12 protein-coding genes are annotated in these 14,151 nt (G+C 68.5%); 8 read left to right on the plus strand and 4 right to left on the minus strand.

The genetic code is table 11. From position 1 onward, the window contains the following. Window positions 1-28 precede the first annotated feature (28 nt). From WNM05_RS15420 to WNM05_RS15440, 5 genes are all read left to right on the plus strand, one after another. Window positions 29-1,024, plus strand: coding sequence for a sulfate ABC transporter substrate-binding protein (locus WNM05_RS15420; RefSeq protein ID WP_434628412.1), 996 nt, complete (start codon window positions 29-31; stop codon window positions 1,022-1,024). Between the two features lie 541 nt (window positions 1,025-1,565). Further along, window positions 1,566-2,426 carry a sulfate ABC transporter permease subunit CysT gene (cysT, locus tag WNM05_RS15425; protein WP_434628414.1) on the plus strand — a complete coding sequence of 287 codons (861 nt, stop codon included), beginning with the start codon at window positions 1,566-1,568 and terminating at the stop codon, window positions 2,424-2,426. Continuing rightward, window positions 2,423-3,307, plus strand: a complete 885-nt coding sequence (cysW, locus tag WNM05_RS15430) for a sulfate ABC transporter permease subunit CysW (protein WP_434628416.1) — start codon at window positions 2,423-2,425, stop codon at window positions 3,305-3,307. The genes cysT and cysW overlap by 4 nt, the downstream gene beginning before the upstream one ends. Then, the gene (locus WNM05_RS15435) at window positions 3,304-4,380 is read left to right on the plus strand and encodes a sulfate/molybdate ABC transporter ATP-binding protein (protein ID WP_434628419.1); all 1,077 of its coding nucleotides are present in this window, start codon (window positions 3,304-3,306) and stop codon (window positions 4,378-4,380) included. Before cysW ends, WNM05_RS15435 begins: the two co-directional genes overlap by 4 nt. Next, window positions 4,377-5,306, plus strand: a complete 930-nt coding sequence (locus WNM05_RS15440) for a CysB family HTH-type transcriptional regulator (protein WP_434628421.1) — start codon at window positions 4,377-4,379, stop codon at window positions 5,304-5,306. The genes WNM05_RS15435 and WNM05_RS15440 overlap by 4 nt, the downstream gene beginning before the upstream one ends. A gap of 4 nt (window positions 5,307-5,310) precedes the next feature. On the opposite strand, the gene WNM05_RS15445 is transcribed toward WNM05_RS15440, so the two are convergent. Next, a complete protein-coding gene (locus WNM05_RS15445) occupies window positions 5,311-6,468 on the minus strand; it encodes an FAD-dependent oxidoreductase (RefSeq protein ID WP_434628424.1) in 1,158 nt (385 codons plus the stop codon). A 114-nt stretch (window positions 6,469-6,582) separates the two neighbouring features. Here WNM05_RS15445 and WNM05_RS15450 point away from each other — a divergent pair, with 114 nt between their 5' ends. Continuing rightward, window positions 6,583-7,404 (plus strand): AraC family transcriptional regulator, encoded by an 822-nt coding sequence (locus WNM05_RS15450; RefSeq protein ID WP_434628427.1) that lies wholly within the window; start codon window positions 6,583-6,585, stop codon window positions 7,402-7,404. Window positions 7,405-7,449: 45 nt separating this feature from the next. On the opposite strand, the gene WNM05_RS15455 is transcribed toward WNM05_RS15450, so the two are convergent. From WNM05_RS15455 to WNM05_RS15465, 3 genes are all read right to left on the minus strand, one after another. Continuing rightward, window positions 7,450-8,742 carry a serine dehydratase subunit alpha family protein gene (locus WNM05_RS15455; protein ID WP_434628429.1) on the minus strand — a complete coding sequence of 431 codons (1,293 nt, stop codon included), beginning with the start codon at window positions 8,740-8,742 and terminating at the stop codon, window positions 7,450-7,452. A gap of 120 nt (window positions 8,743-8,862) precedes the next feature. Then, window positions 8,863-10,074 (minus strand): MFS transporter, encoded by a 1,212-nt coding sequence (locus WNM05_RS15460; protein WP_434628432.1) that lies wholly within the window; start codon window positions 10,072-10,074, stop codon window positions 8,863-8,865. Window positions 10,075-10,119: 45 nt separating this feature from the next. Then, the gene (locus WNM05_RS15465) at window positions 10,120-10,722 is read right to left on the minus strand and encodes a phosphatase PAP2 family protein (RefSeq protein ID WP_434628435.1); all 603 of its coding nucleotides are present in this window, start codon (window positions 10,720-10,722) and stop codon (window positions 10,120-10,122) included. A gap of 267 nt (window positions 10,723-10,989) precedes the next feature. Here WNM05_RS15465 and WNM05_RS15470 point away from each other — a divergent pair, with 267 nt between their 5' ends. Both WNM05_RS15470 and WNM05_RS15475 read left to right on the plus strand, forming a co-directional pair. After that, window positions 10,990-13,032 (plus strand): hypothetical protein, encoded by a 2,043-nt coding sequence (locus WNM05_RS15470; protein ID WP_434628437.1) that lies wholly within the window; start codon window positions 10,990-10,992, stop codon window positions 13,030-13,032. 9 nt (window positions 13,033-13,041) lie between these two features. Then, window positions 13,042-14,139: a ferritin-like domain-containing protein gene (locus tag WNM05_RS15475; RefSeq protein WP_434628440.1), complete on the plus strand. Its 1,098-nt coding sequence runs from the start codon at window positions 13,042-13,044 to the stop codon at window positions 14,137-14,139. Window positions 14,140-14,151: the final 12 nt, after the last annotated feature.

A 14,151-nucleotide genomic window follows, 5' to 3' on the forward strand; every position in this document is an offset into this window, starting at 1 on the left:
GCAATCATCCGAAAAGACAGGAAGCACCATGCGCCCGCTGCACCGCCTCGCCATCGCCCTGCTGTTCGCCGGCAGCGCCTCGGCCTTCGCCGACGTCACGCTGCTGAACGTGTCCTACGACCCGACGCGCGAACTCTACCAGGACTACAACGCCGCCTTCGCCAAATACTGGAAGGCCAGGACCGGCGAGGCCGTCACCATCCGGCAGTCGCACGGCGGCTCCGGCAAGCAGGCGCGTTCGGTGATAGACGGCCTGGACGCCGACGTCGTGACGCTGGCGCTGGCCTACGACATCGACGAGATCTCCAGCCGGGCCAAGTCCATCGCGCCGAACTGGCAGCAGCGGCTGCCGAACAACTCATCGCCGTACTCGTCCACCATCGTCTTCCTGGTGCGCAAGGGCAACCCCAAGCACATCCGGGACTGGAATGATCTGGTCAAATCCGGGGTGGAAGTGGTGACGCCGAATCCGAAGACCGGCGGCGGCGCGCGCTGGAACTACCTGGCGGCCTGGGGCTACGCGCTGAAGCAGCCCGGCGGCGGCGACGCCAAGGCCCGCGATTTCGTCAAGAAGCTGTACGGCAACGTCAAGGTGCTCGATTCCGGCGCCCGCGGCTCGCTGATCACCTTCACCCAGCGCGGCATAGGCGACGTGCTGCTGTCGTGGGAGAACGAGGCCTTCCTCGCCACCAAGGAGCTGGGGCCGGACAAGTTCGACATCGTCACGCCGTCCGTCTCCATCCTGGCCGAGCCGCCGGTCAGCGTCGTCGACAAGGTCGCCGACAAGCGCGGCACCCGCAAGGTGGCCGAGGCCTACCTGAAATACCTGTACAGCCCGGAAGGCCAGGCCCTGGCGGCCAAGCACTACTACCGCCCGCGCGATCCGCAGGTGGCGGCCAAGTACGCCGGCCAGTTCAGCAAGGTCAAGCTGTTCACCATAGACCAGACCTTCGGCGGCTGGCAGAAGGCGCAGAAGGTCCATTTCGCCGACGGCGGCGTGTTCGATCAGATTGTGGCGCGCTGAAACTCCGCGCTATTCAAAACCGCCCGGACGCAACGCCGGGCGGTTTGTTTTGGTTATCCCTGTCGCTTGTACATAAGCGAGCGAATGTGTCCGCTGCGCGGACAATGTTTTAGATGGCGGTTCCGCCCGCCGAACGGGTAAGAGGGCTGTGCGGCCAGCCCTCTATCGCTGAGCGAATCAAAGATTCGCACGCAGACAACTCCAGGCCGCCCCTACAGGCCGCGATCTCCCGCCCCAAAAGCCGAGGGCAAGGCGCTGGCTAACTCGGCGCGCGCCAACGTCCCGCGCCTCAAACAAAAGCCAGCTTAAAACCTTGCCCTCGACTTTTCGGACGGCGCGCCCTGAAAGGGGAATTGGGGTGCCTCGCAATCATCGAAACTTCGCCAATCCACACTTCTCCGCTTACGTAAACAAGATCCCCCCATACCCAGCACCCACCGCCCGCTTTGCATAATATCGAATAAGCATTGAAGAAATACTTATTTTCAGAATAAGAACCACGCAGATATCGTTTATTCGGTTATATGAATTGGAATCCACGATGTCCGCGACACTCGCCCCGCCACCCCGCCCTCCCCGCGTCCTGCCCGGCTTCGGCCTGTCGCTGGGCTTCACCATCAGCTACCTGTCGCTGCTGGTGCTGATTCCGCTGGCCGCGGTGGCGCTGCGCGCCGCCGGCCAGCCGCTGGAAAGCTTCTGGCAGGCCGCCGCCTCGCCGCGCGTGCTGGCGTCCTACCGGCTCAGTTTCGGCGTCGCGCTGGCCGCCGCGGCGGTCAACACCGTGTTCGGCCTGCTGTTGGCCTGGTCGCTGGCGCGTTACCGCTTTCCCGGCAAGCGGCTGGTCGACGCGCTGGTGGACCTGCCGTTCGCGCTGCCGACAGCGGTGGCCGGCATCGCGCTGACCGCGCTGTACGCCGGCAACGGCTGGCTGGGGCGCTATCTGGAGCCCTTGGGCCTCAAGGTGGCCTTCGGCCCGCTGGGCGTGCTGGTCGCGCTGATCTTCATCGGCCTGCCCTTCGTCGTGCGCACCGTGCAGCCGGTGCTGGAGGACCTGGAAACCGAGCTGGAGGAAGCGGCCGCCAGCCTCGGCGCCCGCCGCTGGCAGACCTTCCGCCACGTGATCCTGCCGGCGCTGCAGCCGGCGCTGCTGACCGGCTTCGCGCTGGCCTTCGCCCGCGCCGTCGGCGAGTACGGCTCGGTGATCTTCATCGCCGGCAATGTGCCGATGGTGTCGGAGATCACGCCGCTGATGATCATCAGCAAGCTGGAGCAGTTCGACTACGCCGGCGCCACCGCCATCGCCTCGGTGATGCTGGGCGCGTCCTTCCTGCTGCTGTTGGCCATCAACGGCCTGCAGTTCTGGAGCGCGCGTCGCCACGGCCGCGCCGGGAGGGCACGATGAGCGCCGCCGCCGTCCGCCTGCCCGCCTCCGGCGACAAGGCCGCGCTGCTGGAGGGCCGCGCCGCCACCCGCGAATCGCGCGCCGTCAAATGGACGATACTGGCGCTGTCGCTGGGCTTCTTCGCCCTCTTCCTGTTGTTGCCGCTGATCGCCGTGTTCGCCGAGGCGCTGGCCAAGGGCTGGGACACCTATCTGACGGCGCTGGTCGAGCCGGACGCGCTGGCCGCCGCCAGGCTGACGCTGCTGGCCGCCGCGGTGTCGGTGCCGCTGAACCTGGCCTTCGGCGTCGCCGCCGCCTGGGCCGTCACCCGCTTCGACTTCCGCGGCAAGGGCCTGCTGGTCACGCTGATAGACCTGCCGTTCTCGGTATCGCCGGTGGTCGCCGGCCTGATCTTCGTGCTGGTCTTCGGCAGCCACGGCTGGTTCGGCCCGTGGCTGGCCGAGTACGGCCTGAAAGTGATCTTCTCGGTGCCCGGCATCGTGCTGGCCACGCTGTTCATCACCGTGCCCTTCGTCGCCCGCGAGCTGATTCCGCTGTTGGAGGCCCAGGGGCGCGAGGAGGAGGAGGCCGCCGTGGTGCTGGGCGCGCGCGGCTGGCAGGTGCTGTGGCACGTGACGCTGCCCAATGTGCGCTGGGCGCTGCTGTACGGCGTGATACTCAGCAACGCGCGGGCGATGGGCGAATTCGGCGCGGTGTCGGTGGTGTCCGGCCACATCCGCGGCGAGACCAACACGCTGCCCTTGCACGTGGAAATCCTCTACAACGAGTACAATTTCGCCGCGGCCTTCGCCGTGGCGTCGCTGCTGGCGATGCTGGCGCTGCTGACGCTGGCGCTGAAGAGCTGGGTGGAATGGCGCGGCATCAAGGAAAACCGATCATGAGCATACAAGTAGCAAACATCCGCAAGGCCTTCGGCGGCTTCGTCGCGCTGGACGACGTCAGCCTCAACTTCCCCGGCGGCGAGCTGGTGGCGCTGCTGGGTCCGTCCGGCTGCGGCAAGACCACGCTGCTGCGCATCATCGCCGGCCTGGAGCAGGCCGACGCCGGCCGCGTGCTGCTGGACGGCGCCGACGCCTCCTCCACCGATGTGCGCGAGCGCCAGGTCGGCTTCGTCTTCCAGCATTACGCGCTGTTCCGCCACATGAGCGTGTTCGACAACGTCGCCTTCGGCCTCAGGATGAAGCCGCGCCGCCAACGCCCGTCGGAGGCCGAGATCGCCCGCAAGGTCCACGAATTGCTGGACCTGGTGCAACTGGACTGGCTGGCCGACCGCTTCCCGGCCCAGCTGTCCGGCGGCCAGCGCCAGCGCATCGCGCTGGCCCGCGCGCTGGCGGTGGAGCCGCGCGTGCTGCTGCTGGACGAGCCGTTCGGCGCGCTGGACGCCAAGGTGCGCAAGGAGTTGCGCCGCTGGCTGCGCAAGCTGCACGACGAGCTGCACATCACCTCCATCTTCGTCACCCACGATCAGGAAGAGGCGCTGGAAGTGGCCGACCGGGTGGTGCTGATGAACCACGGCCGCGTCGAGCAGATAGGCGCGCCGGACGAGGTCTACCGCTCGCCTGCCAGCGCCTTCGTCTACGGCTTCCTCGGCAGCGCCAACCGCATCCGCGGCCTCAGCGCCGCCGGCGCCGTCGCCGTCGGCGGCCAGACGCTGGCCGCCGATCACCAGCTGCCGCACGGCCAGGCGGTCGAGGCCTTCGTCCGGCCGCACGAGCTGGCCATCGCGCCCGCCCACGGCGCCGGCCTGCCGGCGCGGGTGCAGCGGGTGCTGACGCTGGGCGGCCTGTCCCGCATCGAACTGGAGGGCGTGGACGAATTGGCCGGCCAACTGTTCGACGCCGAGCTGCCGGCCGGCGATCCGCTGCTGGCCTCGCTGTCGGCCGGCCAGACGGTACGGCTGCAGGCGCGCGCCGCGCGCGTGTTCGCCGCCGACGCGCAAGGAGGCGACGCATGAACTTCCAGCAGCTGCGCATCATCCGCGAAACCGTCCGCCAGGGCTTCAACCTGACCGAGGTCGCCAATGCGCTGTTCACGTCGCAATCGGGCGTCAGCAAGCACATCAAGGATTTGGAGGACGAGCTCGGCGTCGAGCTTTTCGTCCGCAAGGGCAAGCGCTTCCTCGGCCTGACCGATCCGGGCAAGGAACTGCTGACCATAGTCGAGCGGATGCTGCTGGACGCCGGCAACATCAAGCGGCTGGCCGAACAGTTCAGTCTGCGCGACGAGGGCCAGCTGACGATAGCCACCACCCACACCCAGGCGCGCTACGCGCTGCCGCCGGTGGTGACGGCGTTCAAGCGCGCCTTTCCACGCGTGCACCTGGTGCTGCACCAGGCCAGCCCCGACGAGCTGGCGCGGCTGCTGCTGGCCGGCGAGGCCGACATCGGCATCGCCACCGAGGCGGTGACCGAGGTGCCGGAACTGGTCTCCTTCCCGTACTACAGCTGGCACCACTGCGTGATCGCGCCGCCGGCGCACCCGCTGCACGATCAGCCGCTGTCGCTGGAGGCGCTGGCCGGGCACCCGATCGTCACCTACCACCGCGGCTTCACCGGCCGGGCCAGGATAGACAACACCTTCGCCGAGGCCGGCCTCGCGCCCGACATCGTGATGGCGGCGCTGGACGCCGACGTGATCAAGACCTATGTCGAACTGGAGCTCGGCGTCGGCATCGTCGCCTCGATGGCGGTGGACCCGCGGCGCGACACCGGCGTCAAGGTGGTGGCGGGGCCGCCGCTGTTCGGCCAGCAGACCAGCCGCATCGCGATACGCCGCGGCCACTACCTGCGCAGCTACGCCTACCGCTTCATCGAATTGTGCGCGCCGGCGCTGGACGAGGCCAGCGTGCGCCAGGCGCTGAGCCCGGCGACGCAGGAATAGCCGCCTATCGATGCCGCCGCAGCAGGCGCTCGTTGCCGGCCCGCGTCTGCATAAGCGCCAGTTCGGCCCGGCGGCGCATGTCGGCCTCGTAGCGGGCGACGGCCGAATCGACGTCGCCGTCGGCCAGGCAGGCCGCCAGCATCGCGGCGTCGGCCAGCGCCGTGTTGGCGCCGACGCCGCCGGCCGGACTCATCGCGTGTATCGCGTCCCCCAGCAACGTCAGCCGCCCGGACGGCCACGCCGGCACGCCGCCGGCCATCCTTACCGGCCTCCCCTTGATCGCGTCCGCCCCGGTCTCCATCAGCAGGGCCGCCAGGCTGGGATGCAGGCCGCGCGACGCGTCGGCGACGCGCCGGCGCAAGCGATCGGCCGGCTCGTCTCCGGACAGCGGACCGCCGAGGCAGGCCTCGCGGCCGAACAGCGCCCAGTAGACGTAATCCTCCACCGGGCCCAGCCCGCAATCCGGCGCGTACCGGGCCGCCAACTCGGCCATGGCCGCGGGGAAGCGCATCGGCTCGACCACCAGCGTGAAGCCGTCTGCGAAGACGACCGTCGGCCCGTCCAGCAAGGCCGGATCGACACCGGCCGGCGACGCCTTGCCGTACAGGTTCAGCGCGCCCGTCGCCTCCGGCTCGGCCCGCGGCAGCCATTGTCGGCGCAGCGTCGAGTTCAGGCCGTCGGCGGCGATCAGCAGATCCGCCCGGTGCGCATGGCCATCGGCGCCATGCAGCACCATCCGGTCGCCGTCGCGTTCGAATCCCCTCGCCTGCCGTCCCCAGCGTATGCGCGCCCCCAGGCCGTGGCTGAGGATGTCCCGCAGCGCCTGCCTATCCGCGCTCAGGTCGCCGTCGGCCTGGCCGGCGCCGGCATTCTCCCGCCAGTTCTCCGGCCGGCGGCCCGGCAACGGATCCAGGCGCGGATCGACGAAGCGCGCCGGCCCGCTGGTCGCGCAGCTGGCGCGGAACAAGTCGAACAGCGCCGGCGGCAGGCACTGACGCAGCGCCCGCTGCCCCGCCGCGTCTATCCGCAGCCGATAACCCTGGTCCCGTATCCGCGGCCCGGCGTCCGCCTCCCATACCTCGAAGCCGATGCCGGCCCGTGCCAGTCCCTGCGCCAGGCACAGGCCGCCTATGCCGGCGCCGACAATGATCACTCCGTTCATGATGACTCTCCGTTTCAGATGAATGCGGCGGCCGGTCACGGCTGGCCGCGCCCATCATTGTCGGCCGAGCCGGAGCCACCCATATAACGGCATCCGGACATGAAATAGTGAATAATGGCCATCATGGAATCGATACCGTCTCCCGCCGACTTCAGCGAATGGCTGGAGGGCCCGGACCTGATCGCGCTGGCCGGCGGCGACGAGGACGGCCGCGAATACCGGCTGGGCACCCGCGAATACGACTGGCACCGGCATGCGCGCGCCCAGCTGCTCTGCGTCGGCAACGGGCTGATCCACGTCCAGACGCCGCACGGCGCCTGGCTGCTGCCGCCGCACCGCGCCGGCTACCTGCCTCCGGACACGCCGCACCGGGTGCGCGTCAGCGGCGCGCTCGACGGCTGGAGCGTCTTTCTGCGGCCGACCCGCTGCGATAGGCTGCCGGCGCAGCCCTGCGTGCTGGCCATCACGCCCCTCATGCAGGCGCTGGTCCGGCGGGCGGCCTCGTGGCGGCCCGAGGCGCCGCATCTGCCGGAACAAGAACGCATCGTCGCCGTCATCGTCGACGAAATCCGCCTGGCGCCGCGCGAGGCCCTGCACCTGCCGATGCCGGCGGATCCACGGCTGAGGCGCATCGCAGACGCGATGCTGGCCGATCCGGCGGCGGACCGCCCGGCCGACGAATGGGCGGCGCTGGGCGCGCTGTCGGGCCGCAATCTGCGCCGGCTGATCCAGGCCGACACCGGCATGAGCTTCTCGCGCTGGCGACAGCAGGCGCAGTTGGTCTGGGCGATGGAACGGCTGGCCTCCGGCCTCGGCGTCGCCGAGGTATCGGACGCGCTGGGCTACGCCTCGCCCAGCAATTTCATCGCGATGTTCCGGCGCGCGCTGGGCGCGCCGCCGGCGCAATACCTGAGCGCGCGCGGCGGCCAGCCGTAAAAAAGCCCGGCGTCGCCGGGCTTTCGCGATGATGGCGCGCCGCGCTCAGCGCTTGTCCATCATGATCTGCAGTATCTGCGTGTCGGTCTGCGCCATGCCCTGGGTGGCCAGCTTGCCCAGATTGGCGATGGACACGTCGACATCGTGGGCGACGATGCCCTCGTTGCCGGTGACGCGGGTGCCGTCCAGCGCCATCAACACCGCCTTGTAGCCGGAGCCTGCCGACGTCGACACCTTCATCGCGCAGCTGTTGGACGCGCCGTCGCAGATCATGCCGGCCAGGTCGCCTATCATGCTGGAGATCGCCATGCTGACCGCCGGATAGCCGCCGTTCAACAGCTGCGCCATGCCGGCCGCCGCGCCCATAGACGCGGTGGTCACCGCGCACAGCGCCGACAGCTTGGGCAGCCGGGTATGGATGTATACGGCGATCAGGTGGGACAGCGCCAGCGCGCGGATCAGCGTCTCCCGGTCCGCCTTGACGTGTTCGGCCACCACCACCACCGGCATCGTCGCGGCGATGCCCTGGTTGCCGGAGCCGGAATTGCTCATCGCCGGCAGCGTGGCGCCGCCCATGCGCGCGTCGGACGCCGCGGTGGTGCGGGTCAGGATATTGGACAGCAGGCCTTCGGACAGCAGCCCGGCCTCGATCTGCCGCTGCAGCGTCGCGCCGATGTGCAGGCCGTACTTGCCGCTCATGCCCTCGTCGGCCAGCGCGCCGTTCAGCACCGCCGCGTCGTGGATGAAGGCGATGCTGTCCAGCGGCGCCCGCATCGCGAACTCGTAGACGTCGCGCGCGGTGGCGTCGCCCAGATCGTAGCTCTCCGCCGGCTTGGCGTCGGCGGCCTCGCGCTTCAGCTTCACCTCGCCGTTGAGCTCGATCTTGATCACATTGGTGTGGGCGTCGGCGATGGCGACCCGCGCGCACTCGTCGCCGTGCCAGACGCAGGCCTCGGCGTACAGTATGTTGGGCACGGCGGCCACGGAGAGCTTGACCTTGCCGTCGGCCAGCATCCGCTTGCCGGCGGCGACCTGTTCGACGGTCAGATTCTTCAGCACTTCCAGCCTGGCGTCCGGGTCGCCGCCCAGCGCGCCGACGGCGGCCGCGATCGGCAGGCCGACGGTGCCGGTGCCCGGCACGGTCACGCCCATGCCGTTCTTCATCAGATTGGCCGACACCCAGGCGTCGATGCGCTCCGGCGTCTTGCCCAGCTCGCGCGTCGCCAGCGCCGCCGCCAACGCCAGCGAAATCGGCTCGGTACAGCCCAGCGCCGGCACCACTTCCTGTTTCAGAGCCTTGACGAACTCCGGCCACAAGCAAACTTCACGTTCAGACATGCTCACTCCGCCAACACATAACAAATAAATATAAGCAAATAACTTTTATACACTTTACCATCATCCGGCCGCCGCGCGCTTAAAAAACAGGCAATCAAGTCATAATAAAGACAGTATCGATCACAAATGCCTCTTCCACCGCAGACACAGGCTCAACAACAGCGCTGCCGCCGCGAACAGGGCGCCGCCATGGAAGGTCGCGGCCGCGCCCCAGCGCTGCCACAGCGCGCCGGCGGCCACGCTGGCCAGCAAGGTCGCCGCGCCGCAGATCAGATTGAACAGGCCGAAGGCCGAACCGCTCAATCCCGGCGGCGCCCGCTCGGCCACCCAGGCCGACAACAGGCCCTGGCTGCACCCGAGATGCAGGCCCCATAGCAGCGCCCCGGCCAGCAGCAGCGGCGCGCCGCTCGCCCAGCCCAGCGCCAGATCGGCCGCGATCAGCAATAACAGCGAGCACTGCAACAGCCGCGCGCGGCCGACGCGGTCGGACAAGCGGCCCAAGGGATAGGCGCTCAGCGCGTAGCTGGCCGACATCGCCGCCATCGTCAGCGGCGCCCAGGCCGGCGACGGCCCCAGTTGCGCGCCGCGCAGCACCAGGAAGGCCTCGCTGAAGCGCGCCAGCGTGAACAAGGCGCCCAGCGCGGCCACCGCCCAGAAACCGACGGAGAAGCGGGAAAGGACGTCCCGGCCGAACCAGGCCGCGCGCGGCTCGCGCTCCGCACGTCCGGCCGGCTCCCTCACCCATAGCCAGAGCGCCGCCACCGCCAGCAGCGCCGGCGGCAGCGACCACCACAGCGCGCCGCGGATATCGTCGCGGTAGACCAGCATCAGCGCCATGGCCAGCAGCGGCCCCAGCACCGCGCCGACGGTGTCCATGCTCTGGCGCAGGCCGAAGGCGGCGCCGCGGATCTCGGCCGGCGCGATGTCGGCGATCAAGGCGTCGCGCGGCGCCCCGCGCACGCCCTTGCCGACGCGGTCGACAAAGCGCGCCAGCAGGACGGTGGAGGCGGAATGGGCGAGCGGAAACAATGGCTTTGACGCCGCGGCCAGGCCGTAGCCCAGCAAGAGCAGCGGCTTGCGCCGGCCCAGCCAGTCGCTGAGCGGGCCGGAGAACACCTTGCAGATCAGCGCGGTGGCCTCGGCCACGCCCTCGATCAGGCCGATCACCAGCGCCGGCGCGCCCAGCGTGCCGGCGAGAAACAGCGGCAGCAGGCTGTGCGCCAGTTCGGACGAGACGTCCATCAGCAGGCTGACGACGCCGAGCGCCCAGACGCCGCGCGGCATGGCCGGGCGGCCGGGGGAAGAGGAAAACGGTGCGGACGGTTGCGGCATCATGGCTCCCGGCGGGGCAAGGCGCCGGCCGGGAGCCCTGCAAGCTCAGTGCCTGATGAGTCCGGCGGCGATCGGTTTGGCCAGCAGGCGGCGATACAGCGACTCCAGGCCGACGGTCAGCGCCGTCCCCTGCCGCGCCCACAACGGCGACAGGCTAGCGTACCAGAAGACGGACACCAGCAAGGCGCCCAGCATGTCCAGCGGGAAATGCACGCCGAGGAAGACCCGCGCCCAGGCGACGGCCAGGCCGGCGACCGCCAGCAGCCAGCCCCAGCCGCGCGCCGGGCTGAAACACCAGCACAGCGCCATCACCGCGAAGATGGTGCCGTGGTTGCTGGGAAACGACGGCGTCGCGTCGTGCAGCAGAAAAGTGTGGCCCAGCGGGATCGCGAACGGTCGCGGATGCGGCCAGGCGAGGCCGATGGCCCAGTTCCCCAGCAAGGCGACGCCGGTCAGCAGCGCCGACTTCAGCACCGTGTCGCGCAGGACCGGCCGCCCCCACAGCCATAGCGAGGCCAGCAGCAGCGGCAGCAGCAACAGCACGTCCTTGGCGACGAAGGTGGCCAGCTTGATGGAGAACGGGGAGGTTTCGGCGGTGGCGTTGATCAGCAGGAACAGCGTTTGATTCAGGGATTCGAGTGCTTGCATCGTTGTTGCGCCGCGCGCGGCGCGGACGGGCCGGCGCGCGGAAAAATCCGTGTGTCGAAAGGATGCAATCTTAGGGCGGTTTGCGGCGGCGTGGCGCTTTTTTCACAAAAAATACCAATGGCATTGCAATTCCCTTATAAGCGGCCGCCCATCGCCGCACCTGTCATAAAGTACAGCACCGCCAATTTGCATGGCATTAAGCGCCATTCCTATGCTGGCTAAGGCCCCTCGCGCAATGAATGCCACACGCCCTCCGGAGAGACAGGCATGAGCTATCTCGACACGCCCCGCATCAACTTCACCGGCGTTTTCCAGGCCGACCCCTCCACCGTCAACAACGATGTCCGCTATTACGACAACGCCGCCTTCCAGCCCGAATACCAGCGCCAGCACTATCCCGACGGCGGCCCCGAAGGCGCCGAGGGCTACTGGAATCCGGAAGGCACCGGCATCTTCCGTTTCATCGAGTGCAAGATCACCGGCGGCCAGCTCGGCGACCAGACCCTGGACTCGCCGCAACAAGACCCGGTGGTCGGACTGCGGCTGGAAAACGCCGACCGGCGGCCGCCGGGCAAGATCGTCGATCTCGATCCGCAGATGCAGTACGTGTCGCAACTGTGGGGCGTGCAGCTGCGGCTGGCCGCCCCCGGACACAGCGCGCTGTTCTGCGGCGACCTGCTGCCGGTGGCGCTGATGAATCTGTGGCGGCGCCAGATCAACGCGCTGCCCTGGGAACAGCCGATGGCCGCCAGCTACCAGTCGATACTGCACGACGTCAGCTGGCACGGCGGCATAGACTCGCCGCTGCTGGACGCCTTGCGTCAGGCCACCGCCGACGGCCTGCTGTCGGTCAACTTCAATCTGTACGGCTATACCCGCAACAACCAGAGCCGCCGCTTCACGATGGGCCTGGTCAGCGGCAGCATAGGTCCCTATCATGCCCGCGAGCCGAAGCACTTCGTGCTGGGCCGCCACCTGACGACGCCGCTGCAGCCGACGGGCCCCAACGGCGCGCCCTTCCCCACCCAGCCGCTGGGAGGCGTCTACGGCTTCCAGTGCCTGAACCGGCCCAGGCAGCAGACGCTGTACGCCGACTTCGGCCTGGCGCTGCCGATCACCGACTCCACCGGCGTGCTGCACAATATCGGCACGCTGACGCTGGCCCTGCTGAAGGACAGCGTCGACCTGATACCGGCCAGCGTCAATGCCGACCAGTTCGCCGCGCTCGGCACCGTCGACTACCAGCAGGAAGGCTGGTACGCCAGGACCGCCGGCATCCAGGGCTTCCGCTACGCCGTCGGCGACGCCGAGCTGCCGGCCGACGGCGACAGCCCGGAGTTGAGACAGCGCAAGCTGAAGACGCGCGAACACAAGGACTTCGTCGCCACCCACCTGGAACAGCGACCGCTGCTGCTGCTGGGGCCGCAGAAGATGGACGGCAGCTATCCGGTGCTGAACTACGAGGCCGCCGACGGACGCTACGTCCGCGCCGACGGCCATGTTTTCCGGCTCAATCCGGACAAGCCGCAGCCGGTGGACTTCTACGCCAGCCACTTCGGTCTGCCGCTGTCGACCCGGCTCTACGCCTGGCAGCTGCCGCCCGGCAATCCCAACAGCAATCCCATGGGCGGCACCGGCATGGGCGACAATGCACTGACGCCGCCGGTGCCGACGCCCGAGGTCGGCTTTCCCGAGGCCAACCTGGGCCTGCCGCCCTGTCTGGACACCAACGCCGACGGCAAGGGGACGCTGGCCGTCACCGCCCATCCTCCGCTCGGCGACGCGCCGCGCGGCTATATCGACGGCCAGCTGTACGCGCTCAGCTACGGCTTCCAGCCGCCGGCCGACACCCGCGCCGGCCGGATGGCCACCGCGCCCGGCGGGCCGTATTGCGAATACTGGAACTTCGTCAGCCTGCTCGCCTTCAACCGCGTCGCCGTCCCGTTGCAGCCGACCTGGGAGCGCGACATCCAACCGATACTGAAGCAATACGGCAATCTGTATCCGATCATGAGCCGCCACCTGGTCGACCTCGGCGATTACGCCTCGGTCAGCGCGCATCGCCGCGCGCTGCGGCTGGCCTTTTCGCTGCCGCCCGGCGATCCGAACTACATGCCCGTGTCGCGCGACCTGTCCGACGCCAAGCGCGAAATGCTGCTGCAGTGGCTGGACGCGCTGCCGCCGGACAATCAGCCGCAAGCCCAGCCGGCGGAACCGGAAATCGTCGAGATCGAGCTCAGCCCGGACGAGGCCCTGCGCAAGCAGCCCGCCCGCGTCGCCAAGCCGTCGCGCCAGCAAACGATCAAGTAAGGAGCCGCCATGCTCAAGATCGATCCGAAATTCGTCCGCGAACTGCTCGCCGCCACCACGCCGGAACAGCTGCATTTCTTCCTGCAGAAGGCGGTGGAGCTGGAACACAGCACCATCCCGCCGTATCTGACGGCGCAGCTGTCGCTGAAGCCGGGCCAGAACCGCGAAATCGCCGCGCTGATACACGGCATCGTGATGGAAGAGATGCTGCACATGACCATCGCCGCCAACATCCTGATCGCGATAGGCGGCCATCCGCGCATCAACACGCCGGACTTCATTCCGCGCTATCCCGGACCGCTGCCGATGGGCATAGGCGGCGATCTGACCGTAGGCATAGAGGCATTCAACCTGGAATTGACGCGCGACGTCTTCATGGCGATAGAGGAACCGGCCGAGCCGATACCGATACACCAGCTCAGGCAGCTGTACGCCACCAATCAGCCGACCCCGGCCTTCCACACCATCGGCGAGTTCTACGACAGCATCAAGCTGAAGCTGACCGAGCTGGCCGACCAGATACGCTTCGGCCACCGGGACAAGCAGGTGCTGCACTATTTCCCCGAGGCGGTGCTGTTTCCCATCGTCGACCTCGACAGCGCCCTTGCGGCGATCGACGTCATCATCACCCAGGGCGAGGGCACCCACAACTCGCCCTACCAGGATCCGAAGGCGCCGGAAAAACTGCAGGACCTCGCCCACTACTACAAATTCGAATCGATCTACCACCAGCGCGAGATCACCCCCAGCCCGGACGGCGACGGCTATTGCTTCGGCGGCCGTCCGATACCGTTCGACCCGCAGGGGGTATGGCCGATGCCGCCGACGCCCAAACCCGAGGACTATCCGCAGAACACCCAGGAGCGGACGCTGATCGAACGCTTCGCCTACAGCTACAGCAGCCTGTTGAACGCGCTGCACCGCGCCTTCAACGGCGAGCCGGCACAGATGGACACCGCCATAGGCCTGATGTTCGACCTCAAGGTGCTGGCCGCCAGCCTGATGGACCCGGCCATGCTGCTCGGCTACGAGGAGAGCCCGGCCAGGCTGCCGATAGGCCTGAGCTTCGTCTACCGCGATGTGCAGAACGGCATGAGCTACGACTGACGCGCCCCCAAT

Origin of the sequence: Chromobacterium sp. CV08, assembly GCF_051129845.1 — a bacterium.
GTDB lineage: Bacteria > Pseudomonadota > Gammaproteobacteria > Burkholderiales > Chromobacteriaceae > Chromobacterium.